We start from the raw sequence: 22,549 nt of genomic DNA on the forward strand, positions 1-22,549 counted from the left end.
CCTTCCCTGAGAATAGTATGATGAATTGACATGATTATGAGAAATGGGGATTCAACATGAGAATTAGAGATTGGGACCCAAATTTAAAGGTTCGCTTGTATAGTGAAGCCATGATGAATATTACCTTTTGGATGTTTTTCCCGTTCTTAACCATCTATTTTGCAGATGAGTTCGGTAAAAATAAAGCAGGATTACTCTTAGTTTTTTCGCAGATTTTCTCAGTAGCTGCTAATCTGATGGGCGGATATTGTGCAGATCGTTTCGGAAGAAAAAGAATGATGGTTCTCTCGGCAATTGGGCAAGGGCTTTCCTTTTTAGTATTTGCAGCAGCCAGTTCGCCATGGCTCCATTCCCCTTGGATTGGATTTATATCGTTCGCAGTTGCAGGGGTATTTGGTTCCTTTTACTGGCCTGCGAGCCAAGCGATGATTGCAGATGTCGTGGAAGAAAAGCACAGAAGCAGTGTATTTGCCATTTTTTATACATCTATTAATATTGCTGTTGTGGTCGGCCCTATTTTAGGATCCATTTTTTATGTTCACTACCGCTTTCAGCTATTACTTGTAGCTGGATTTGTTTGTATTTTATTTGGATTGATTCTTGCTAAAATGATTAGAGAAACGGCACCAGTTAAACAGAATGCTGCTCTTTCTAGCGACGGAAAGTGGTATTACTTTTTACTCAATCAACTGAGGGATTATTCCCTCATCATAAAGGATAAGACCTTCCTATTATTTATCCTGGCGGGAGTCTTGGCTGGGCAGACGTTTATGCAATTGGACCTCCTAATTCCTGTTTATATAAAAGATTTCGTAAAAAATCAAACACTCTTTTCTGTGGGTGATTGGGCGTTTACGATTAAGGCTGAACAGGTATTTGGAATCGTCCTTGCCGAAAATGGCTTGCTTGTATCCTTGTTAACGGTGTTTGTAACAAAGTGGATGGATCAATATTATGAAAGAAATGTATTCGTTATCTCCTCCGTTGTGTACGCCATCTCCATCGTTATCTTCAGTCAAACTCATTGGATATGGGGATTAATTTTGGCAATGGCTGTTTTCACGTTTGCTGAATTAATGGGTGCAGGACTACAGCAGAGCTTCGTTTCGAAGCTCGCACCTGAGCATATGAGGGGCCAGTATTTTGCAGCAGCCAGTTTGCGGTTTACGATCAGCCGGACCATTGCTCCGCTTGCCATCCCAATGACCGTGTGGATTGGCTATAATTGGACGTTTTTCGTACTTTGTATTCTTGCCCTCGCAAGTGCGGCACTGTATTGGATTATGTTTGTACATTTTGAAAAAAAAGCTACCATTACGGGATCGTAAACACGGTCCCATTTTTGTATTTAAGTTCAAATAAATTTCGAAAAATTGTACTAAAATGTTCACATCTACCTCTTTTAATATTATAATTAACTTGTAAACGGTTAATATATAAGGACGGTGGAATGGATGGAATTGTCACAGTTCATGTCTCCAACCTCAGTATCAGGAATCATTACTTTTCTAGTGGTATTTTCAGCAGGTGTTTATTTTAATATAAAAGTGTACGGTAGTAAGCTGCAGTAGAGATGAAATGTCTCTACTGTTTTTTTGTAAGTAGATTCCAGCTACATTTTGTTATCGGTTTCTTTTTCCAAAGAAAAACGATACAATATAGGAAGATTCTGAAAAAGGAGATATACATATGAGTGATTTTCAAAAAAACCTTGAGAAATATGCTGAGCTTGCTGTTAAAGTCGGTGTAAATGTTCAGCCAGGCCAAACGTTGGTCGTCAATGCCACTCTTGACGCGGCAGAATTTATTCGGTTAGTGGTGAAAAAAGCCTACGAATCAGGTGCTCACAATGTCATTGTGAACTGGAACGATGATACGGTTACAAGAACAAAATACGATTTAGCTCCGGATGAGGCATTTCTTGAGTACCCTGTTTGGCGTGCAAAGGAAATGGATGAACTTGCAGAAAAAGGTGCTGCCTTTATGTCTGTCGTTTCCCAAAGCCCAGACTTGCTAAGTGGCGTTAACCCAGAACGTATTTCCAACTTCAACAAAGCGGCTGGAAAAGCTTTAGCGAATTATCGTAAAGCTGCACAATCAGATAAGGTGAGCTGGACTGTTATTGCCGCTCCATCCCCAGCTTGGGCAGCTATGGTTTTCCCTGATGAGCCAGCTGAAAACCAAGTAAGCAAACTTTGGGATGCGATTTTCAAAGCTACACGCGTAGATGTAGAAAATCCAGTGGATGCTTGGAAAAAGCATGACGAGACTCTCCATGAAAAGGTAAAATACCTAAATGAGAAACGATACCAAAAGCTTCACTATACAGCTCCAGGTACAGATTTAACGGTTGAACTTCCTGAAAAACATATTTGGGTGGGTGCCGGAAGCATTAATGAAAAGGGCTTCGAGTTCATGGCCAACATGCCAACGGAAGAAGTTTTCACTGTTCCATTAAAAACGGGTGTCAATGGTACGGTTGCAAGCACAAAGCCGTTAAGCTATGCAGGAAACATCATTGACCGTTTCTCGATTACATTTGAAAACGGACGGATTGTTGGATACCAAGCAGAACAAGGCGAAGAAATTTTGAAGCGTCTTGTGGAAACTGACGAAGGTTCTCATTATCTTGGAGAGGTGGCGCTGGTTCCTTATAATTCACCAATCTCCCAATCAAATGTTCTTTTCTTTAATACCTTGTTTGATGAGAATGCTTCAAACCATTTAGCGATCGGAAGTGCCTATGCTTTCTGTATCGAGGGTGGTAAGAAAATGTCATCTGAGGAATTAGCTGAGAATGGACTTAACGAAAGTCTTACACACGTAGATTTTATGATTGGATCTCCTGAGATGGACATCGATGGTATCACAGCCGATGGAAAAACTGAGCCAATCTTCAGAGCAGGAAACTGGGCTTTCTAATATCACACAGAGAGAGGATGACCATTATGGTCATCCTCCTTTTTATTGAGAATACACAATCGCTCCGTCCTTTTCTTTCGCTATTTTTTCACGCATTTTCTTTAGCTGCTGGACCGGGTCCTCATTTAATACCTTACCTAATAAATTTACTAGTCCTAGTGAGCTTAGTAGGCTCTTTTCCCAGCTTTGAAGTTCTTTTGTTAGTGTCGTGTCATTCTGACAGATTGAATTCAAAGGTACCTTTTTCGAAATGGCTTCATCAATCAGGTCTAATGCCAATTCCTTTGTGATGGCTCCCTTGGCAGTCTTTAACTGCTCGCACGTCGTTTGAACGACTTGATCAACCTTTTCTTTTGTACCTGTTACAATAGGCTCCACTGGTTTTAATACTGGTTCAAGTGGTTTCGTAACTGGCTCTAAAGGTTTTAACACCGGTTCTAGCGGCTTTAGGACTGGCTCGAGTGGTTTCAACACAGGTTCTAGCGGTTTCAACACCGGCTCGAGTGGCTCCAATACAGGCTCAAGTGGCTTTGTTACTACACCAACCACATCTGGAAGCGGGTCGGTGACAACTCCGATACTGCCAGAAGACTCATCACCCTTGCCACCTTCCTCACACGTCAGCGGCAAATGTCCATTTGATATTTTTTCAATCTCTGTATCTATCTGATTAATAGGTAACATACTTAAATCTTGTAAAAGCTTACTCTGATCTGGATGAGGAGCCCCCTGCTTACCAGCGACTGTGTCGAGGAGTAACTGGTCAATAATACTGTTTTTAGATTCCATATAATGAGCATTCATAACCACATTTTCCATCCCCAGCTCCGGAATCGTCTCTGATGCATTGACACAAGCACCTTTAAAGGAAATGGCCGTTGTATCCACTGTCATATCTTTTACAGTGACGGGACCTTTTGCCTTTAAGGTAATCGTAACTGGGCCATTGGAAGATTCTAACTGCTTCGTTAGTCTCATTCCATAGATGACCGCAGATTTATAGTGGAATCGCAGCATGGGCTCCTGATCACTCTCAGACGTTTCCCGCTTCACAATGGAAGCGGTCATACCCGATCCAACTACACGGTCCGCTTCTATAACAAAGCCTTCATTTGCTTTACTTTCGGCCTTTGCAGAGGAGCCGAAAGGGAAGAATGATAAAAACACTAGCTGGATACAAATGTTTATAACGAAGTATTTGCTTTTCCACCACATAGTTTGCTCCCCTTTAGACAGTATGGACCGTCTCATCAACTCTGTTTGGAGGTGCTGCCTTCACTTGAACGGGAGCAAGACGCCATGCCATTAACAACGCCCCTCCGATAATTCCAAAAAGGGTTCCAAACAGGAAGCCTCCTAATGCCCCAATCACCGAGAGAATGGATAGAAAAATAGTAAAGATTCCTAGTATTTTAGATGCATTAGGGAAAAATAGGGCAACGATACCTAACAACGTAATGACTCCGCCAAACAGTAAACCTATAATGGCTATGGAACCAGGAAGAAATGTACTGAGATAAAGGTTTAATGGGACCCACGAGATCATTAGACCACTAAGAATGGTAATCGCTGCTCCCCCTAGCGGCCGCTGTTTTCGCCACATTTTAAATGCCATGAAAGTCCCTCCTCATTATTTCTTATTAATCTTTTCAACTGTTAATCTCATTCCGTTCATGTTTATCGTCTTCTGAAATAAGTAATGAGTTTTTAATTTTGCATGTTCCAATGTAATTTTAGAAGAGGTTTGCTGGAATTGTTTCTGCCAGTCATCGCTATGCTTTTCCTGGAGTACTAAGTTCTGAAATTTGGCGTTGGCTTCAATAAGTCCGGCATCATGCTGCAAACCAGTAATTTGCACCGGCTTGGAGGCAGTAATTTTAACACGGATCCATTCTCCACCAACTTGGAAGTCCTTGTATAGCTGTAGATTGTCGATCGTTAAGGTTTCGATTAGATTAGTGCCTTGTGGGGCTGAATCAGAAGAGCTTGTTTCTCCCATTTTCGGGTAGAAAACATAACCATTTCCTTCTAATTTATCAAACTCTACATAAAAGTCCCCTACACCTGCTATAGGAACCGCATAGGCAACCCCAGATATCCCAAATGATACTAAAAGCAGGGCAAGCGCTATGATTCCTGTTCCTAATGCAGACCAAAAAACCTTTTTACTTGTGGTACCCTCAACAAGCTGAATCGTACTTTCCATGAAACCCCTCCTATTTTCCCAATTTTCAATAAACAACCTTTCCTTTACAATACTATCTAAGGTATCCTCCTTACAATCACGGAAAATATCGTAAAAAATAGAACCCCCCGACAAATGTCGGGTATAGTTTTTTCACTACGGACATATTGGAAATTTTTTCTTCGTATTATTTAAAAAAGATACGTTCATGCTCATTGGTGATTTTGGCACACTGTTTATTGGAGCGGAAGGCGCGAAGACTCCTGCGGGAGTACGGAGCAGGGGAGACCCCGCAGGAGCGAAGCGACGAGGAGGCTCCCCGGCACGCCCGCGGAAAGCGAAGCGCCTGGAGCGGATCAAAAATACTTGTTACGGAGGTGGATGAAATGAAGCATAAAATCGAACAGCTTGTACAAAAGGGACTGACCCTCTTACTTGAATTGAAAGAGCCATTCTTGATGGAATGGAGGAAACTTCAACCTACATTAAAAATTCAAAACGACCATTTAGTAGATGAAATTGATTCGATGATTCAAATAGCATTAAAGAAGGTTTCAGCCGGAAAAGCTCCCAATGCAGATACCTTCATCCATTCAATCCTCATAGAATGGCAAAATCGATTTTCGACCGAATACAATGAATCCGATTCCATTTCACTCGTCTCAACAATCGAAAATATATTTCATAAGCTCCTAGCAGAAAAACCGGCAGCCACTTTTCTTGACCACCAGGCCATTCAATCGTTTTTTTCGCGAATGATGGATCAGGCATTGTTAACACAAAGCTGGGAGGAACAAAATAAGAAGTGGATGAAAAATATGATCGTCACCAATATCATTCCCATGAAGTGGGCTGCTGTGGTTAAGAAGGAGCTGGAAAACTACCAGATTGAAAGTATTGTCTGTTCAGACGATTATCCAGTAGACACCCACTTAATCGACATGTGCTCCAATTTAAAAGCCAGCCAAATCTGCCATCTATCATCAGCGATAAATAAACTAATCGGCACAGGCGAGGAGGAAAGTGACATTGTTCAAGTACCTTGTCTGAATGATGTGTTACTTGTTTGTGTACGTGATCCTGGAACGACGATTACAGAGCATCAGTGTGATTTTATAAGAGGCATGTATCTTCGACAGTTAAAACTCCAACAGCTTGAGAGCAGGATGGAATGGAAGGATGGTTCCCTTCTCTTCTTACAGCATTTATTACGTGCACGGAGCGTGGATGATGCCGTAAAGGCGATTACAAAGGGCTTAGTCGACTATATGCCATTTAGTCGATGTGGGTTGTTTTTATATAATCATTACGAAGACAAAGGGATTGGCGTTTCGGGCTATAATGTCAACATTCCTTCTGTACAGCAAATCCAGGAAGAAATATTAGGGCTCTCCTTAATAGAAAAATATTTAAACTCGTTAACCCATTCGCAGCCGCTTTACTTTTCGAACGCTTTAGATGTGTTACCAAAAAAATACGTAAATGAATTTCAACTTCGCTCATTAGTTGTGTTACCTATCTTCGTTCCCACAAAAAGCAAACTGCTTGGGATTGCTCTATTAGATCAAGGTGAAAATTCGCAGTTTGATATCAGCATGCAAACCTTATCGACGCTCATCAAATTTGGGCATTATGCCGGCGAATTGTTGTATTCGATATGGGATGAGGCCCTCCATCAATTTGGCGGTACGCACTCTGTCTTAACCATGCGTGAAAAAGAAGTATTACAACTGATCGCCGGAGGTGCTTCTATCAACGAAGCCGCTGAAAAATTACACCTGAGCAGCTATACTGTAAGAGATTATGTATCAGTTATCATTCAAAAATTAGAAGCCAAAAACCGAACAGATGCCGCTGTGAAAGCCATAAAAATGAAACTCATTTCATAAAAAGGAGCAGCTTCTATCAGCTGCTCCTTTTACGCACTAACGCATCGGGGGACTGTCCCCAAAATTAGCGGTTATCAATTTTTTCTGGGTATAGATCGTGGTTCATCATACGGTGATCGGCCATTTGCTCGTATTTTGTTCCTGGTCTTCCATAGTTGCAGTAAGGGTCAATGGAGATTCCGCCTCTTGGTGTGAATTTGCCCCATACTTCAATATAACGAGGATCCATTAACTTGATTAAATCATTCATGATAATATTCATGCAGTCTTCATGAAAATCTCCATGGTTGCGGAAGCTGAAAAGATAAAGTTTTAAGGATTTACTTTCAACCATTTTTTGATCTGGGATATAGCTAATATAAATCGTTGCAAAGTCAGGCTGACCGGTTTTCGGACAAAGACTTGTAAACTCAGGGAAATTGAATTTAACAAAGTAATCACGGTTTGGATGTTTATTATCAAACGCCTCTAAAACCTCTGGCGTGTATTCAAATAAATACTTTGTTCCTTGGTTTCCTAATAATGTTACACCTTCTAATTCAGCTTCTGTTCTTCCTTCTGCCATTGTTAGTCCTCCTTATATAACCCGTTTATAACTATAAGAAAGAAATAAAAAACCATATCCTAAGGATATGGTTGAATTCTCCATTTCCATAGTTTTTTATAGAGGGTGTCTGCTATGAACCTCTCCCCAGTATTCGGGTATCCATGTAATTAATTTCATAGTAACTATAGTGAATTTTGTGTCCACTGTCAATCAGCATTTTATGGGAAGCCCTGGATGAGTTGAGAAGGGAAAGCTATAAAGGTACAATAGTAGTAAGTATAATTGTAGGAGGTTGTATGCCATGTGGAACGAATTTAAGAAATTTGCCATGAAAGGCAATGTCATTGATTTAGCAGTCGGGGTTATTATTGGGGGAGCATTTGGAAAAATCGTTTCTTCTCTCGTTGCCGATGTCATCATGCCGTTAGTAGGGTTGCTCCTAGGAGGCGTCAAATTTACGAACCTTATGGTAAAAATAGGGGGAGCCGAACTAAAGTATGGACAATTTATCCAAAACGTCGTCGATTTCTTTATCATCGCCTTTTCCATTTTCCTTTTTGTAAAGTTCATTAATCGCTTTAAAAGGAAAGAGGAACCTGCTGCAGTTGTTGAAAAAATCAACCGCCAAGAAGAACTCTTAGCTGAGATTCGCGATTTATTAAAAGAAGATCGAGATCTTTTAAGAAAAAATGAAACATCTTGACCTCTTGTACGTATATTCTATTAATAAATAAATTTAGAGGTGAAAAACTTGTATACTCAAACATCAACTGAGTTTATGCCATCCGTTTTACGGACATTTGCTCTATCGCTTGCTATCGCTTTCTTAGGCACGATGGCTGGTGCGTTTGTAGTACCACCGGGACTCTTTATCCCATTAATGATTGTAGAATTTGTGATGCTTATGGCCGCATTCTTTTTTAGACGAAAAAAAGCCATCTCGTACTCATTCCTTTATGTCTTTACCTTTATTTCAGGGATCACGCTATATCCTATTGTTGCACATTACCTAGCGACATCAGGAGCAAACGTAGTAGTTATGGCCTTTGCAAGTACTACCGTTGTTTTTACTGGTATTTCTATTTATGCTGCGAAGTCAAAACGTAATTTCTCGTTTTTAGGTGGATTTTTGCTGGCTGCCTTGCTTGCTTTAGTAGCCATCTCTATCTTTAATATTTTCTTCCCGTTAAGTTCAACAGGAATGCTTGCTTACTCCTTTATTGGCGTACTTGTATTTAGCGGTTATGTACTTTTCGATATCAGCCGAATGAAGCATTATGGTGTAAGAGCAGAAGAAGTTCCATTAATGGCCTTAAACTTGTACCTTAATTTTATTAACCTATTTATCAGCATTCTTCGTATCTTGGGGATCTTCTCAAGTAAAGATTAATAGCAAAAGGAGCTTGGGATCGAATCCAAGCTCCTTTTACTTTATTAGTACCTGGTTTATCACGTAGATTGGTTTTATGTTACCCGGCTTTCTTTTCCGTATCCACTTCGGGCACGTAGACCGCTTCTACGTTACCCAGTTCCCTTTTCTGTATCCATTTCGGGCACTTAGACTGCTTCTATGTTACCGGTTCCCCTTTTCCTACACCTCTTCGGTCACGTAGACCGCTTTTACGTTACCGGTTCCCCTTTTCCTACACCTCTTCGGTCACGTAGACAGCTTCTACGTTACCCAGTTCTCTTTTCAATACCCATTTCGGGCACGTAGACTGCTTCTACGTTACCCGATTCCCTTTTTCAATCACATCTTGGGCACGTAGACCAACTACTACTCCCTACAAAAAACACGATGTTTCTTTTTTTAAACCTTGTTATTTTTCAAAGGAATTGATTAAAGTTAATCCCCGGTTAATCATTTGTTTAACTGATGAGTCCCAGTCAGTATTTTGCAACCCGCCCATGATAGCGTTTACATTTTGGTGACCCTCATCATGCATTTTATAAAGTTCTAGAATCTCTAAGCGCAGTAACCACTCTTTAGGATATCGGTCATCTAAGATGGCTAATACGTCATCTACATGAAATGCACTTTGATCATTCCAAACTGAACCTTCACGTATGCTACGAATCTCTTCATATAAGCTTTCTAGCTCATTCCATTTCGGCTGCTCTGCATCTTCCTTAGTTTCTTCGAGTTCCGTCCATTCAAAATAAGCATCAGGATCTGCAGCACCAGCAAAAACCGAATCAATGCTTGCACCCACGGCCATATCGAATGTTCCCCATGCTGGTTCAAACAAAACCTGGTCTTTATAGGTTACTTGGCAGTCTTTAAAGGAGATGATCACAGGTTTGGAATCTGAAAAAAGAACTTCTTTTACCGTTCCCTCAACCAATACTCCACTCTCAAATGTTAATTGAGCCTTCTTATCAACCTCAATACCCAAATCCTTTAATTCAACCTTAGAGCATTGTTCAAGGACTACATTTCCCTTTAAACGACCAATTGGTGTACCAAAGCCTTTACGATGTGTTTCTTTCCCATGTCCATCTAGTTGTTGATTTTTGCAGGCTAATGCTGTTGGACCCTTCGTCTTGAGATAAACGGCTTCCTTTTTTTCATTTATTAAGACATCAGCTAGAGTTCCTGTAACTTGCAGGCCTGAGGAAAAACAAATCGTTGCCGTGTTTTCTGTCTGCAGTGCTTGAACGAGACTCTCAGTTCCTCCTTTTCGGAAGGCCATTGTCGAAGCAAAGTCATCAATAGCCGTGACTAAGTCATCAAAGCTTTTACAAACAAATAACTGTGGCTGCGGTTTCGTAACATCATACGGGGTACTTATGCAGGCTTCAACGGAAAATGGAATTTTACGGACATCATCCTTCAAACAGCTTTGGCTCTCTCCCACCGAAGATAGCAAGCCAGCCCCGTATATGATTGGGTGATCGAGCTCACCAATTAATCCGTATTCCACCGTCCACCAAAACAATCGTGATACCTTATCTGCTTCCGATAAACCTTTCAACTTGCTGCGCGCTTCAGCTACCTGCATCTCCGCCTCTTTTACTTGCTCCGGAGTAGAATTGGGGTCTTCTGCCACAATCGTTAAATGACGAACCGCCATAAACACCTGGGCCTTTTCTTTACTTGAGAGAGCCTTTGCTCCCATTTCACCGATTTTCCTTACAAATTCGCGGTAGGATTCATCTAAAAGAATGGGCGCATGGCCAGCTGCTTCATGGAGCATATCTGGTGCAGGCGTATAGGCAATGTTTTGTACGTTTCGAATTTCAGTGGCAATCGGTAAGAGGCGATTGGCTAAAAATCCATAGAAAGCTGAGCCTGGAATGAGTCCATCGATGGTCACCGCACCCCAGCCAACCTTCGAAAGACTCGTATTCATATCCTCGACTTTTGGAATGGATTCCGTCTTGATACCTGAATCTCTTAATCCATTCACATAAGCAGGATGGGCAATTCCCTTTAAGAAATAATGGTTTTGCTTCATAACAAAACGCCAAACTGCATGCTCAATTGGCGTATAACGATGGTAATGTTGCTTTGAAATATATGGCAGTAAATTTGCAGGAATATTTTTTGTTTCTTTTCCATTCATTTTAAACTTCCCCTTTTCAAAGAATAATTACATATGGAGCTTTTAAGCTAGTGATCGCATTTTTGGTCGGAGCCGTTCCTTCGCTCTTTTCATTCTTGTTTTTACAGTAGACATAGGAAGATTACTTTTTTTCGCAATTTCTAATAGAGACAGATCTTGATAGTAATAAAGATAAATAGGATAGCGATAAATTTCGGGTAACAGGTTTATCTTTTCCGCCATTTGCTTAGCAGAAAAATTATGTAGGACTTCCTCTTCTGGAATGTAGGGAGATTCGAATGAGACAGAATACGAATACACTTCTTCCTTCCAAAAATGCTTTGACTTATTTTCCTTACGCCAATAATCCCGGCATTTATTAATTGCAATCGTATATAACCAACTTTTATATTTACCTTGCTCCTTAATTGAAGGATATGCTAAATAGGCAGAGAGTAATACTTCCTGATATAGATCCTCCGCTAGTTCCTTATGTTTGACTAACGAGAAAATATATTTATAGATGGTTTTTCCATATTCATTAACTAATTCCTCAAACGAATTCACTAATTGCTGTTTCATTTCAACCATTCCCTCCAAACAAAAAAACTTTCTATATTAATAGACGGAATGGACAGACCTGACCCCTACACTTTCTTTGTGGGGACAGTCCCCCGGCGCTTTAGCGCAACGGGGGACTGTCCCCCGCCTTCATAAAAAGTGAGACGCCAATTTTTTTACAGATGGTTAAATAATGCATCAGTGCCAGTAGAACGGAGCCTGTATTCATTCCTATAATCACTCCATTCATTCGCCAATCCGGCGAGGAACCAAGCCATAAGATGAGCCCAAAGGAGATGACAATCGACCAAACGATGTGTATAAAGGCATCTTTAATCATATCAAGACCGATCATAAAGGCTTGCATTGGCATGATAAAAAAGTGAAATAAGAAATACGGCCAGAGTAATTGCAAAAATACAGCCGATGTATCTGATTTAAAAAATAATGATGTTAATTCAGGAGCAAAAAAATAAAAAATGGTTACTGCTGCGACTCCATAGATAAAAGTAAGCTTCATCACTTGTTGCAACATTTTTTGTAGAGTAGGATAATCCTTTTGTGAATGGGTTTTTGACACGGCTGGAATCAGGACAATCATTAAAGAATGGGCAATAAAGGCCGGAAAAAATCCGATTGATACAGCTACACCCATTAACATCCCAAATTGTTCGGTTGCCAGTACATCAGTCATTCCTGAGTGTACCAATGCGGCCTTGATGATAAATGGTTGAATCGCACCGGTGAAAGCAGAAAACAACCGAAGTCCTGTCGTAGGGACGGAAACGGCCATTAGATTCTTCCGTACCACTTTGCGATTGATGTTGGAAAAAGGCTGGCGCTTCAATTGTTGGAATTGAATAATAAACAAGTAGACTAGGTAAAGAAAGACGACAATCTCACTGCCAATCAAAGTACCAATCGCAATTAACAGTGATTCCTGTGGATCAAATTCAAACAAACGGAAGAGGATAAACAATCCAACAAGTTGGATAATTTTTCTTATAAAGTTAGAGATGGCGATTCTTCCCATCTGCTGTTTACCCATAAAATAGCCTCTGGCAACGCTAGTAAACGCAATAACAGGAATAAGAATCATCACCAGCCAACGAATATAAGGATGATAGGCATTAAAGACTGGAATAAACGGAAGAACGGCCGCTGTTAGCAAAAAAAGAATACTGGTAAACACAACTGTTATGGTAATCGCATGATGCAAAATATTCCGATGGTAGCGCTCTTCTCTTTCAGCAATAAACTTAGAAATCGATACCTGAAGTTCAAAGCTTGATAGTAAAACGATTAAAAAGATGGAAGGCAGGATGGACATATAAAGCCCTAACCCATGTGATCCCAGCTCTCGTGCTAGAATCATATTCACTAGTATTTCAATCCCTTCCCCCAAGAAGGCGGAAGCTGCCAAAAATAAGATCCCTCTATAGTAAATAGCCATACATCGACTCCCCTTTGACCCAATCTTACTTTTAATAACCTATGAGACAAGTTGTAAGATTAGTAGGAGAATTTTTTTCAGCTAACGAAAAAAAGGGCTTATGAGTGCCCTTTTAAACTTCTGCAGAAACCATCTGTTTTCCTTCTCTTTTTTTCATAAAAAACACTATTAACATAATCACAACAAGTAAAACTACTTGAGATATAGTTGTTTCCCAAGTTGGATAAAGTCCAATCCAATCCACAAATGGGAATCCTTCAACCGTACTTGTTGGAATCACATTAGATATTTGCAAGGCATGAATACTGATTCCAAGAATTTTAAAAGCCAAAAAGTAGATTAAAATCGTGGCCGTTTTAAAGAAAAGTCGAATTGGAATCTTCACACTGTACTTGATAATCACAAAGCCGACAATGACTAAAATAACAATCGCTAACAAGACTCCGCTTATAAGCTGCATTAAACTTATATAGGGAGTAATTCCTGTATAGAAGATAATCGTCTCTGCACCTTCACGAAAGACGGATAAAAAACTTATGAAGGAAAACGAGAGAAGACTCCCTTTGGCGATCGCCTGATGCATTTGTTGATTGATGTACTTGTTCCAATTTCCAATACTCGATTTATTGTGTAGCCAAGCCCCTACTGTCAGCATCATCACAACCGCAACCACACCGGTTAATCCCTCAATATATTCCCTGCTTGATGCCGCGACAATTTGTGAAAAGACGATGTTGATGATAATCGCTAAAACCGCACTAGCTAAAATCCCTGCAACAACCCCAGACCAAATCCATTTCTGTTTTGAAGACTGTCCCATCTTTTTCAAGAAGGCAATTAACGTAGCAACAACGAGTAACCCTTCTAAACCTTCTCGTAAAATAATCAAGGCTGCATCCCATAATGTGTAATTCGTTTTACTAAGTAAAGGGGCAAGTCGGTCACTGATTTTTTTAATGATATCAGTAGCTTTTTGAGCTTTCACCTTTTCCGAATTTAACAGACTGATGGCCGTAGGGATCTTCGTTTCGATATCACTATACAACCCACTGTCCCTTGTCTGAACATCGCCTTCTACCATTGGCCAAATGCTTAGAATCTCATTCAGCTGAGAGCTCGCACCTTTGTAATCTTTTTGAGAAATCTGCTTTTCAGCCTTATCCAACAAAGTAGCTACGTTGGTTAGCGAAGCGTCACTCTGGAGTTGTTTTGAAGTCTTTCCAGCCAAAAAGTTATCCACTTCAATAGTTAACTGTTCAAGTTTTTCCTTTGCTTTTTCCAGGTCGGCAGGCTCTTGTGTAATCGCGATTCGTACGAGAGCCATATATTTTTCAATATTCCCGTATGCAGCAATACTTTCATCATGAACGAGTTTTTCAGAAGCCGTCCACTGGTTCAACACTTTTTGGTATTGACCTTTTAAACTGGTAGTCTCTCCTTTTTCAATAGAACTCTGCATAGTGCTAATAAGTGGGAGTAATTGCTTGACCTGCTCTTTTGCTTTTTCTTTATCCTGTGGATTTTGTTCTTGGTCATACAAAACAACGGCACTTGAAAGAGACGAAAGGCTTTTTGCAAGTGTCTCATTTTCTACATTGCCTTTGGCTAGTAAGCTTTGAACCTCTTTTAATTCCTGGTCAACCTTTTTAGCCTGCTTACTATCGGCTTTCTTAATTCCCTTCCAATCGGCTGCAAATTGCTCCATATTACTAGAAACAACAGCAAGTTCTCCATCCTTTGCCTTCATTAAACTATCTCCGATTAGCACAAAAAGCTCATCATGATTCTCAGCTGCTGAGACTGGATGGATGGTTTGAAAAATTATAAAAAGTACCGCTATTAATAGTAAAGGCTTGGAAATAAGCTTAAATCGTTGCATTTGTCTCTCTCCCTTGAAAAAGGAAAAACACTAGTTAAATAGTGTCTCTCCTATAAAACTTCCCTTTTTAGCCCCTGGTAAACAGGCAAAAATCGCACTTCCACGGTGGGATATATATTCATTTAATTTATCCATTTTAGCTAGTCTTTGTTGGATAGGAATAAATTGCTTACTTGGCTTTCGCTGATAACCTAGGAACAACAATCCTGCATCAAAACTACCTGTTTTCTTATCCATCCCATCGGAATATGAAAAGGCTCTGCGAAGAATTTGCTCTGAGCCATCCCCAAGAGATAACCGTACATGCGAATCCGCAGGAATGGAATCAAGATCCACTTTGTCAAATTCATCTTTTTTCCCTAATGGAGCTCCACTATCACGATGTCGTCCAAATGTATTTTCCTGTTCCTTTAAATTGGTCCGGTCCCAAACTTCGATAAACATTTGAATTCGACGGACCACAAGGTAACTGCCATTCACCAGCCAATTAGGACCATCACCAGGCTGGACCCATACCTGCTCATTCATTTCTTTTTCACTATTTACATCAGGATTAATGGTGCCATCCTTGAATCCCATTAAATTTCTTGGTGTTTCATTTTTGGCATCAGCTTGTTTAGTCCGCTGGAAGCCCGTCTGTGCCCAACGTAATATCGCTTTCCCTCTAGCAATCCGAATGAGGTTTCTTACAGCATGGAATGCTACCTGCAAATCATCCGCACAAGCTTGGATACACAAATCCCCGCCAGTCCATTCTTCTTCTAAGGCATCTAGCGGAAATTTTGGGAGATCCACTAATTCTTTCGGCTGCTTATTTTTCAACCCAAACCGGTCTTGATTATCTTTTTGAAAAAGAGAAGGTCCAACTCCGAAGGTAATGGTTAAGTTTGATGCTGATAATCCAGCTGCCTCCCCCGTATCTTGTGGTGGCAAGAATTCATTCCCTGTGAGTTCGCCGATCGACTTCCCTTCTGTCATCAAAGCCGCCGCTTTTGTCCAGTCCTTAAACAGTTTGACCAACTCTTCTTTTTTCGAAGTGGTCACATCTAAGGAAACAAAATACACATGGTTTTGTGTTTTTGTCGTGATTCCGCTTTGGTGTTTACCATAAAAGGGGACGATATCCTTATCTGTTCCCGAAGTTGCTGCCTTGCTTTCCTGGATGGAAAGGATTCCGCCAAGACCAGATGCACCGAGAATCACTCCTACCCCGCCGATTCCAGCCGTTTTAAGGATATCGCGTCTCGAAACCTTTTTTTCATTTATTGTCTCTAAGCTGTTAGTCGTATTCGTTGTCAATTAAGACGCCTCCGTTACCATTCCAATTTGAGATAGCGGTTCTGCCAACGCATCAATCGCTTGGCTCAGTTCCTTCACTTGCGCTTCTGTTAATTCCGTATAAAGTTTATAGCCTTCACCGTTTTTATGCTGATTCAATAAAGCATACACATCATCAAAGCGATCCTGAATTTCTTTAGATACCTCTTCATCTTTTTCCTTTAAGGCCGGTTGGAGAAGCTTATAAATTTTTTCTGCCCCCTCTACGTTAGCTGCAAAATCATATAAATCCGTATGAGAGTAACGGTCTTCCTCCCCGGTTACTTTTGAAGTGGAAACCTCATTTAAAAGATCGACAGCTCCGGTAATTAGCAGATCAGGTGTCACCTCTACGGTATCTACCTTTGCACGTAAGAGGTTTACATCTTTCATCAGTTGGTCAGCGATTTGCTCATACCCCTTTGTTGTCTTGTCAATCCATAAACCTTTTTCAAGTTTATGGTAGCCGCCCCATTCTGCATCAGGTACGTCCCCTTCACGTGCATCGATTTTAGGATCGAGATCCCCAAATACCTCTGCAATCGGTTCTGCCCGTTCGTAGTGCATCCGTGCTGGTGCATATAGTTGCTTCGCTTTTTCTACTTCTCCATTTTTCACGGCAGTTGTAAAGGCCTCTGTTGCCTTAACAAATTCTTCGATTTCACCGATCGCGTACTCGCGGTATTCTTTTGATACACCTTCAAGAGCAACTGATGTTTGATTTTTTGTTTCTTTTACTTTTTCTGTTGTTGTAGTTTTCTCTGTATTTGAGCATCCGAATAGCAGACTGCTAGATAATAATAATGTTCCTGATACTTTTAATAGTTTCATATGTAAAAATCCTCCCGGTAGATGATAATGATTTTCATTATTAATATAATAACAGTAATTGAGAAGGATTTTCAATTACTTTTTTAAAAAAAGCTCAACTTACTATTAAACTCATGAAATTTGTTTAGGAGCTTTGTAGTGTGAATGGTAATAATGACAAGGGCTAATTAGTGGAGTCAACTAGTTACCATCAACCGTGAATATTTGCTTCAATAGGCAATAGTCACCTCAACTAGTTACCATCGACCGTGAAAATTGTCCTCAACGGACAATAGTCACCTCGACTTACGCATTTATAGCCTGAAAAAACAAAAAAACTATCCACTGTAGGGATAGTTTCTCGTTTTTATTTGATTAAAGAATGCTTAAACGCATAGATCACTGCTTGGGTTCGGTCTTGTACATTTAGCTTACTTAGGATGTTGCTGACATGGGTTTTGACTGTCTTAAGTGCGATAAATAATTCATCGGCAATATCCTGGTTGGCTTTTCCCTCTGCCATTAGCAGTAGGATTTCCAATTCCCGACTGGTCAGATCTTCGTGTGGCAGATGAGTATGTTTCTGGCGCATCTTCACCATCATTTTCCCCGTGACTTCCGGCTCAAGTACGGATTGACCATGGTATGTAGCACGAACAGCATTGGCAATTTCGCCCGCTTTAGAAGTCTTCAGCATATAGCTGGTTGCTCCCGCCTCCAGGGCTGGGTACACCTTCTCATCATCTAAAAAGCTTGTAACAATAATAACCTTTGCTTCCGGCCATTGTTCGATGATTTGCCTTGTTGCCTCAATCCCGTCCATTTCCTTCATAACCAAATCCATTAAAATGATATCAGGACGCAGTTCGAGTGCAAGCTCGACTCCTTTTTTTCCATCATCCGCTTCACCTACCACTTCAATGTCAGGCTGCGCGGATAAATAGGAGGAAACCCCGATTCTCACCATTTCATGATCATCAACAAACAAAACTTTAATCATACGCACCATCCCCATTTACCATCACCGGAATTTTCACTTCCAGCCTTGTCCCTTTATTTTTAACACTAATGACTTTTAGCGTACCGCCTACTTCAAGTGCCCGTTCATGCATATTTTGCATTCCGTAAGAACCAGCTTTCATTTCGTTTACCTCAAAACCAATTCCATCATCTACAATCCTAAGAATAGCAAAATCATCTCGTTTGACCATCAGGACCTCTAAGCTGCTCGCTTTTGAGTGTCTCAAGGTGTTCGAAATGGATTCTTGCAGAACCCGGAAAAGATGGTCTTCTACACCTTTATCTAACGGAAAATCTTCTACTTTCCAATTAATATCCATTGTTACCTTTTGAGATAATTCGATTAACAACTCTTCAATTCCTTCTTGCAGCGTTTTATTCTTTAAGGCAACGGGTCGCAAATGAAGAAGGAGTGCACGCATTTCAAGCTGGGATTGATGGATCATCTCTTCCACCAATTTCAACTGCTTTGCTTCGCGGTCATTTTCTGCCTCTTGTTTTGTTTCATTAATGGCGGACATCATCATTGATGCGGCAAAAAGTTGTTGACTGACTGAATCATGTAATTCACGAGCAAGACGGTTCCGTTCCTGCTCAATCATTTCTTGAATTCTTGCTTCCTGATCTTCTACTTTTTCAGTAGCTAACCGTTGGGACAGCTTAACTTGCTCTGACATTTGTTTACCAATTTTGTCAATCCGCTCGGCAATGGTTTGCATTTCTGCAATGGCAGGCTTCCCTTCTGCGTCCATTACTCGTCCCTGCTCTAATTGATGAAGGGAATGATCAATAGCAAGAAACTGTTTCCGCCAAAATAAACCAGAAACCGCACCCAAGAGAATCCCCATCACAATGCTGAAAGCAGGAATAAAAATAACAAATGGAATATCCATAAAATGCCGTTCCCACAATTCGGACCAGCTGTTTAATGGAAACACAATGGTAAAAATCGCTGCAACAATAAGGGCCATGAGAAACGAGCAAGCGACACTCCAGACTATCTGGCGCTGGGTTGTACTCATATCCTGCTCACCTCTAAATTCCCAACAATAAGTGAGGTAAAGATTTTCACCTTTTGCTCTGATTCCTCATAACCAGGAGTTTTTAATTGAAAAACTTGATTAAATATCTTTGGTTCATGGTTACCAAACACCATGGTTGAACCTACCACACAGGAGTGGTTAATGCATACATCTATTTCATATGGAACATGGATGTGAATATTGCCGATAAGGTTTCGAATGAAAATCACTGTTTCCCCTTTTGGCAGCATCGTGTAACTGAGGTCAATAACGGTATCCCCTATCCCCGTCTGGATGTTAACATCCTTCCATTCATACACACCAGTCGGTGTCTTCTGCTGACCTACTAACAAATTTTCAAACAGTGGTTCGACTTTTATGATGGTCTCTTCTTGCAGTGATGTTTCAGGTGTCTGAATATCCAGTGAAATTTTCTTTGGATTCTTTTTTGATTGTAGGTATTGAATAAAAAAGTGAAGTAAGATGGCTAATAGTAAAAATCGAAAGGTCATCATATTGAACACACTAATGACAAAGATGACAATTCCAGCTATAGTAAGAATTTTTCCTTTTTTTCTCCCGGCCTTCCTCCGACCTAAATATATAAACACGCTGGCGATAAAAAGGGAGAATATAAGCCCTTTGTTGAAAAATAAAATCTCCAACAACAAAATGACCACACCGATGATCACCAGCCATCCTAAATAATCATTTTTTGTATGTTTAAACATCGACTCACCCTCCCTTTTTATGCCTATGTATGTAGTCCTTGCGAATTTTTTATTGGGTAAAAGGCGTAGAAACCTACGCCTTCTTTAGAATACCATATTTGTTATTAAATGGACTTGCTTTCTTCTAATTTCATTTCTTTTTCCAGTTGAGCGATTCTTGCATCAATCGTATTACGATAATAAGAGCTGTTGACTTGATTCTCCAAACGATCGAGATAGTTCTCGATGTCTTTGAATTTTGAAAAAGCCGCATCGGAATACGTATTTGAATCAAGCACTTTGTTGATTCGGAGATTGGCGCGAGTGACGTTTTCACGTCCCATCAATTCCATTCTGCGAAGGTGCATATCCTTAAGCTTGTGCTTCATCTCTTCATATTTTCTTTCTAACTCCCCAAGTTGGCCTTTTACCTGTTCGAGTGAGGCACTTAGACGGCTTGCACGTTCAGCATATTGTTGATGTTCTGCAGCAGCAAATTCATATAGCTCCGTTTCTCCTGCTTTTGAAGCAACTTCCGCTTGGTGTTTTCTTTTTTCTGCTAATTCCATCGCTTGATGATATTCTCTTGTAAATTCATCTCTTAATGTATTTTGGCGTTCTAAAAGTTTTCTTACCTTTTCTGTTTCTTGCTCGGATTGGCGAAGGTATTGATTCAGTAAGGCAATTGGGTTGTGTTTTTCCTTGTTGTCTAGAGCCTCATGTAAATCAGCAGTAATCGTGTTTTTAATTCTTGTGAATAAGTTTGTCATTTTAAATTCTCCTTTAAATTTTAGTTTTTTTAAATTGGTTGTTGTTTTCCGCTCCAGGCGCTTCGCTTTCCGCGGGCGTGCCGGGGAGCCTCCTCGTCGCTTTGCTCCTGCGGGGTCTCCCCTGCCCCGTACTCCCGCAGGAGTAATCGCGTCCGCTCCAATCAACAGAGCACCAAAATCAACAATGGTTTCCAATTCTTAATAATTTTTTAGTTCATTCCACTGTTTTTCAAAATTGGTGAATGGATCTGATTCTTCTTTTTTCATGCTGTGCTTGTTCCCGTTCCATTTTTTATAGACGAGGTAAAGCACATAGGCTGCTCCTACTCCAATGATGGCTGGTGCGTTGTGAAGGGAAGCCACTAGGACGATGAGACCGATGATTCCAAGCCCAATTTTTCCTCCTGTAGATTCAGCCTTTATAAATTGTTTGAATATGAAGTAGAGAAGCACCAAGCTAACAAGTAACCCCACCATTGGACCGATTGTTGAAAGTAAGATGATAGCTGCTATCCCTCCAGCTACCAATAAACCGAATTTCTTCATTTTGTTTCACTCCTTTTCTTTTCTTGATTTCATCTTACCTTTTTTCTTTTGTTCTCATAATTGCGCCTGAGCTTGATTTTTATATCGGTCTCAAGACGTAGAAAGGGTCAGTCCCTTAAGCCTATCGCTTAAAAAACTGACCCTTTTTCATTATTTAAGTCTTATTTCGAGATAAACATTTGCACCCAATAATAGCCGTAAGAGCCGCCTTTGGCGTAGCCCACGCCAATACGGGTGTTGGAGCTTAAGATGTTGGCACGGTGGCCTGAACTGTTCATCCAAGACTGTACCACTGATGCAGGTGTCGTTTGACCGGCAGCTATATTTTCTGCAGCCGAACGATAGGAAATTCCAAAGTTCTTAATCATATCAAATGGGCTTCCATAGGTTGGGCTCGTATGGCTGAAATAGTTTTTATCGCGCATATCATTTGCCTTATAGCGAGCAACCCTTGATAGCTCCCAATCTGCCGTCATTGCCGGTAATCCATTTTTGGCACGTTCTTGATTGGTTAATTGAATGACTTGATTTTCTACACTCTTAATCGCATCGAAATTAGGGATGGTCACCTTTTGGCCAGGATAGATCAGGTTAGGATTTTTAAACTGCGGGTTCGCCGCAATTAACTCAGAGATTCCAACCTGATACCTAACAGCGATTTTCCAAAGCGAGTCTCCTGGCTGAACCGTGTAATATTGCTGAGCAAATGAGACGCTAGGAATACAAAAAAGAGATAGGAAGAACAACAAACTAATCCAAAAAGATTTTTTCATTTTTTCGCCTCCTCCGAATATATAATCTTGATTTCAGGCTCAAAATATACAAGGAACTAAAAAAATATATCATTTTGCCTGTTACAAATTGATTTTTTGGAGGATGAAGATTTGAAGGAAATTTCATGGATGACCTATATTATGTTAATTTTAGCGAGCTACCGCTTAACACATTTAATTGTCTTTGATAAGATTACCGAATTTATTCGCAGACCGTTTGTCAAAAAAGTGAAGGTAGAAACGCAGGATGGTACGGAAACAAAGGAAGTTCCCACTTCCATGTTTGGTTATCTTTTGAAATGCTATTGGTGTGCAGGCGTTTGGAGTGCCATTTTACTTGGCGGCGCCTATTTGCTTTTTCCAAGAGTTTCCTTTGTCGTTATATTAATCTTTTCCATTGCCGGCGGTCAGTCTATTATTGAGACCTTCGTGGGTGTCAATATTAAGAAGGTTGATTACTATTCAAACTTAAAGAAGAAAGACTAAATAAAAGCTTTGAAACATTGGTAAAATTAATCCCCCCTGAGCATATATTTTAGAAAAGTGGCTGGCTTAAAAGGAGTACGATTCCTTTGCATCTAAGACAGCCTCAATAAAAAA

General features: G+C 40.4%; 22 protein-coding genes and 1 riboswitch. Of the genes, 6 read left to right on the forward strand and 16 right to left on the reverse strand.

From position 1 onward, the window contains the following. Window positions 1–56 precede the first annotated feature (56 nt). Together AA0X95_RS24865 and AA0X95_RS24870 are read left to right on the forward strand one after the other, a co-directional pair. Window positions 57–1,328 (forward strand): MDR family MFS transporter, encoded by a 1,272-nt coding sequence (locus AA0X95_RS24865; protein ID WP_413302849.1) that lies wholly within the window; start codon window positions 57–59, stop codon window positions 1,326–1,328. Between the two features lie 361 nt (window positions 1,329–1,689). Beyond that, complete coding sequence (locus AA0X95_RS24870) at window positions 1,690–2,922, forward strand: aminopeptidase (RefSeq protein WP_413302852.1); 1,233 nt, start codon at window positions 1,690–1,692, stop codon at window positions 2,920–2,922. Window positions 2,923–2,964: 42 nt separating this feature from the next. On the opposite strand, the gene AA0X95_RS24875 is transcribed toward AA0X95_RS24870, so the two are convergent. The 3 genes from AA0X95_RS24875 to AA0X95_RS24885 are packed head-to-tail and all read right to left on the reverse strand — an operon-like array spanning window position 2,965 to window position 5,128. Continuing rightward, window positions 2,965–4,137 (reverse strand): hypothetical protein, encoded by a 1,173-nt coding sequence (locus AA0X95_RS24875; protein WP_413302855.1) that lies wholly within the window; start codon window positions 4,135–4,137, stop codon window positions 2,965–2,967. A gap of 13 nt (window positions 4,138–4,150) precedes the next feature. Then, window positions 4,151–4,537, reverse strand: a complete 387-nt coding sequence (locus AA0X95_RS24880) for a DUF6114 domain-containing protein (RefSeq protein WP_413302857.1) — start codon at window positions 4,535–4,537, stop codon at window positions 4,151–4,153. A 15-nt stretch (window positions 4,538–4,552) separates the two neighbouring features. Then, the gene (locus tag AA0X95_RS24885; RefSeq protein WP_335530422.1) at window positions 4,553–5,128 is read right to left on the reverse strand and encodes a DUF6230 family protein; all 576 of its coding nucleotides are present in this window, start codon (window positions 5,126–5,128) and stop codon (window positions 4,553–4,555) included. 365 nt (window positions 5,129–5,493) lie between these two features. Here AA0X95_RS24885 and AA0X95_RS24890 point away from each other — a divergent pair, with 365 nt between their 5' ends. After that, window positions 5,494–6,996, forward strand: coding sequence for a LuxR C-terminal-related transcriptional regulator (locus AA0X95_RS24890; protein WP_413302859.1), 1,503 nt, complete (start codon window positions 5,494–5,496; stop codon window positions 6,994–6,996). A 64-nt stretch (window positions 6,997–7,060) separates the two neighbouring features. Here the strand turns inward: AA0X95_RS24890 and queF are convergent, their stop codons facing one another. After that, window positions 7,061–7,561, reverse strand: coding sequence for a preQ(1) synthase (gene queF, locus AA0X95_RS24895; protein WP_309866633.1), 501 nt, complete (start codon window positions 7,559–7,561; stop codon window positions 7,061–7,063). Between the two features lie 82 nt (window positions 7,562–7,643). Next, window positions 7,644–7,690: riboswitch (PreQ1 riboswitch) on the reverse strand. Between the two features lie 154 nt (window positions 7,691–7,844). On the opposite strand from queF, the gene mscL reads away from it, so the two are divergent. Continuing rightward, window positions 7,845–8,246, forward strand: coding sequence for a large conductance mechanosensitive channel protein MscL (mscL, locus tag AA0X95_RS24900; protein WP_413302863.1), 402 nt, complete (start codon window positions 7,845–7,847; stop codon window positions 8,244–8,246). Between the two features lie 48 nt (window positions 8,247–8,294). Next, window positions 8,295–8,933 (forward strand): Bax inhibitor-1 family protein, encoded by a 639-nt coding sequence (locus tag AA0X95_RS24905; protein ID WP_413302866.1) that lies wholly within the window; start codon window positions 8,295–8,297, stop codon window positions 8,931–8,933. Window positions 8,934–9,363: 430 nt separating this feature from the next. Here the strand turns inward: AA0X95_RS24905 and AA0X95_RS24910 are convergent, their stop codons facing one another. The 12 genes from AA0X95_RS24910 to safA all read right to left on the reverse strand — a co-directional run bounded on the left by AA0X95_RS24910 (window position 9,364) and on the right by safA (window position 21,949). After that, complete coding sequence (locus AA0X95_RS24910; protein ID WP_413302869.1) at window positions 9,364–11,109, reverse strand: aromatic amino acid hydroxylase; 1,746 nt, start codon at window positions 11,107–11,109, stop codon at window positions 9,364–9,366. A gap of 42 nt (window positions 11,110–11,151) precedes the next feature. Continuing rightward, complete coding sequence (locus tag AA0X95_RS24915) at window positions 11,152–11,670, reverse strand: RNA polymerase sigma factor (protein WP_413302872.1); 519 nt, start codon at window positions 11,668–11,670, stop codon at window positions 11,152–11,154. Between the two features lie 100 nt (window positions 11,671–11,770). Then, on the reverse strand, window positions 11,771–13,102 hold the full coding sequence (locus tag AA0X95_RS24920; protein ID WP_413302874.1) for a polysaccharide biosynthesis protein: 1,332 nt from the start codon (window positions 13,100–13,102) through the stop codon (window positions 11,771–11,773). 112 nt (window positions 13,103–13,214) lie between these two features. Continuing rightward, window positions 13,215–14,981 carry an FTR1 family iron permease gene (locus tag AA0X95_RS24925; RefSeq protein WP_413302876.1) on the reverse strand — a complete coding sequence of 589 codons (1,767 nt, stop codon included), beginning with the start codon at window positions 14,979–14,981 and terminating at the stop codon, window positions 13,215–13,217. A gap of 30 nt (window positions 14,982–15,011) precedes the next feature. Beyond that, window positions 15,012–16,280 (reverse strand): iron uptake transporter deferrochelatase/peroxidase subunit, encoded by a 1,269-nt coding sequence (gene efeB / locus AA0X95_RS24930; protein ID WP_413302878.1) that lies wholly within the window; start codon window positions 16,278–16,280, stop codon window positions 15,012–15,014. Then, the gene (gene efeO, locus AA0X95_RS24935; protein ID WP_413302881.1) at window positions 16,281–17,129 is read right to left on the reverse strand and encodes an iron uptake system protein EfeO; all 849 of its coding nucleotides are present in this window, start codon (window positions 17,127–17,129) and stop codon (window positions 16,281–16,283) included. Between the two features lie 346 nt (window positions 17,130–17,475). After that, a complete protein-coding gene (locus AA0X95_RS24940; RefSeq protein WP_413302884.1) occupies window positions 17,476–18,108 on the reverse strand; it encodes a response regulator in 633 nt (210 codons plus the stop codon). Then, a complete protein-coding gene (locus AA0X95_RS24945; protein WP_413302886.1) occupies window positions 18,101–19,150 on the reverse strand; it encodes a sensor histidine kinase in 1,050 nt (349 codons plus the stop codon). Before AA0X95_RS24945 ends, AA0X95_RS24940 begins: the two co-directional genes overlap by 8 nt. Continuing rightward, window positions 19,147–19,881, reverse strand: coding sequence for a cell wall-active antibiotics response protein LiaF (gene liaF / locus AA0X95_RS24950; RefSeq protein WP_413302888.1), 735 nt, complete (start codon window positions 19,879–19,881; stop codon window positions 19,147–19,149). The genes AA0X95_RS24945 and liaF overlap by 4 nt, the downstream gene beginning before the upstream one ends. A 104-nt stretch (window positions 19,882–19,985) precedes the next feature. Further along, complete coding sequence (locus tag AA0X95_RS24955) at window positions 19,986–20,630, reverse strand: PspA/IM30 family protein (RefSeq protein WP_413302891.1); 645 nt, start codon at window positions 20,628–20,630, stop codon at window positions 19,986–19,988. Between the two features lie 198 nt (window positions 20,631–20,828). Beyond that, window positions 20,829–21,176, reverse strand: a complete 348-nt coding sequence (locus AA0X95_RS24960) for a flagellar basal body rod protein (RefSeq protein WP_413302893.1) — start codon at window positions 21,174–21,176, stop codon at window positions 20,829–20,831. Between the two features lie 161 nt (window positions 21,177–21,337). Further along, entirely contained in the window at window positions 21,338–21,949 is a 612-nt protein-coding gene (safA, locus tag AA0X95_RS24965; protein WP_413302896.1) for a SafA/ExsA family spore coat assembly protein, read from the reverse strand. 111 nt (window positions 21,950–22,060) lie between these two features. On the opposite strand from safA, the gene AA0X95_RS24970 reads away from it, so the two are divergent. After that, complete coding sequence (locus AA0X95_RS24970) at window positions 22,061–22,435, forward strand: DUF1360 domain-containing protein (protein ID WP_413302899.1); 375 nt, start codon at window positions 22,061–22,063, stop codon at window positions 22,433–22,435. The last annotated feature ends 114 nt before the right edge of the window (window positions 22,436–22,549 follow it).

It is taken from the genome of Neobacillus phoenicis (genome assembly GCF_047302305.1).
Taxonomy (GTDB): Bacteria; Bacillota; Bacilli; order Bacillales; family Cytobacillaceae; genus Neobacillus.

Coding starts and splice junctions, on each gene's coding strand:
- AA0X95_RS24925 (WP_413302876.1), bottom strand. CDS start 14,981: ATGCAACGATTTAAGCTTATTTCCAAGCCTTTACTATTAATAGCGGTA.
- AA0X95_RS24880 (WP_413302857.1), bottom strand. CDS start 4,537: ATGGCATTTAAAATGTGGCGAAAACAGCGGCCGCTAGGGGGAGCAGCG.
- AA0X95_RS24910 (WP_413302869.1), bottom strand. CDS start 11,109: ATGAATGGAAAAGAAACAAAAAATATTCCTGCAAATTTACTGCCATAT.
- AA0X95_RS24915 (WP_413302872.1), bottom strand. CDS start 11,670: ATGAAACAGCAATTAGTGAATTCGTTTGAGGAATTAGTTAATGAATAT.
- AA0X95_RS24955 (WP_413302891.1), bottom strand. CDS start 20,630: ATGACAAACTTATTCACAAGAATTAAAAACACGATTACTGCTGATTTA.
- AA0X95_RS24875 (WP_413302855.1), bottom strand. CDS start 4,137: ATGTGGTGGAAAAGCAAATACTTCGTTATAAACATTTGTATCCAGCTA.
- AA0X95_RS24920 (WP_413302874.1), bottom strand. CDS start 13,102: ATGGCTATTTACTATAGAGGGATCTTATTTTTGGCAGCTTCCGCCTTC.
- efeO (WP_413302881.1), bottom strand. CDS start 17,129: ATGAAACTATTAAAAGTATCAGGAACATTATTATTATCTAGCAGTCTG.
- AA0X95_RS24865 (WP_413302849.1), top strand. CDS start 57: ATGAGAATTAGAGATTGGGACCCAAATTTAAAGGTTCGCTTGTATAGT.
- queF (WP_309866633.1), bottom strand. CDS start 7,561: ATGGCAGAAGGAAGAACAGAAGCTGAATTAGAAGGTGTAACATTATTA.
- liaF (WP_413302888.1), bottom strand. CDS start 19,881: ATGTTTAAACATACAAAAAATGATTATTTAGGATGGCTGGTGATCATC.
- AA0X95_RS24945 (WP_413302886.1), bottom strand. CDS start 19,150: ATGAGTACAACCCAGCGCCAGATAGTCTGGAGTGTCGCTTGCTCGTTT.
- mscL (WP_413302863.1), top strand. CDS start 7,845: ATGTGGAACGAATTTAAGAAATTTGCCATGAAAGGCAATGTCATTGAT.
- AA0X95_RS24870 (WP_413302852.1), top strand. CDS start 1,690: ATGAGTGATTTTCAAAAAAACCTTGAGAAATATGCTGAGCTTGCTGTT.
- AA0X95_RS24960 (WP_413302893.1), bottom strand. CDS start 21,176: ATGAAGAAATTCGGTTTATTGGTAGCTGGAGGGATAGCAGCTATCATC.
- AA0X95_RS24885 (WP_335530422.1), bottom strand. CDS start 5,128: ATGGAAAGTACGATTCAGCTTGTTGAGGGTACCACAAGTAAAAAGGTT.
- AA0X95_RS24890 (WP_413302859.1), top strand. CDS start 5,494: ATGAAGCATAAAATCGAACAGCTTGTACAAAAGGGACTGACCCTCTTA.
- AA0X95_RS24940 (WP_413302884.1), bottom strand. CDS start 18,108: ATGATTAAAGTTTTGTTTGTTGATGATCATGAAATGGTGAGAATCGGG.
- safA (WP_413302896.1), bottom strand. CDS start 21,949: ATGAAAAAATCTTTTTGGATTAGTTTGTTGTTCTTCCTATCTCTTTTT.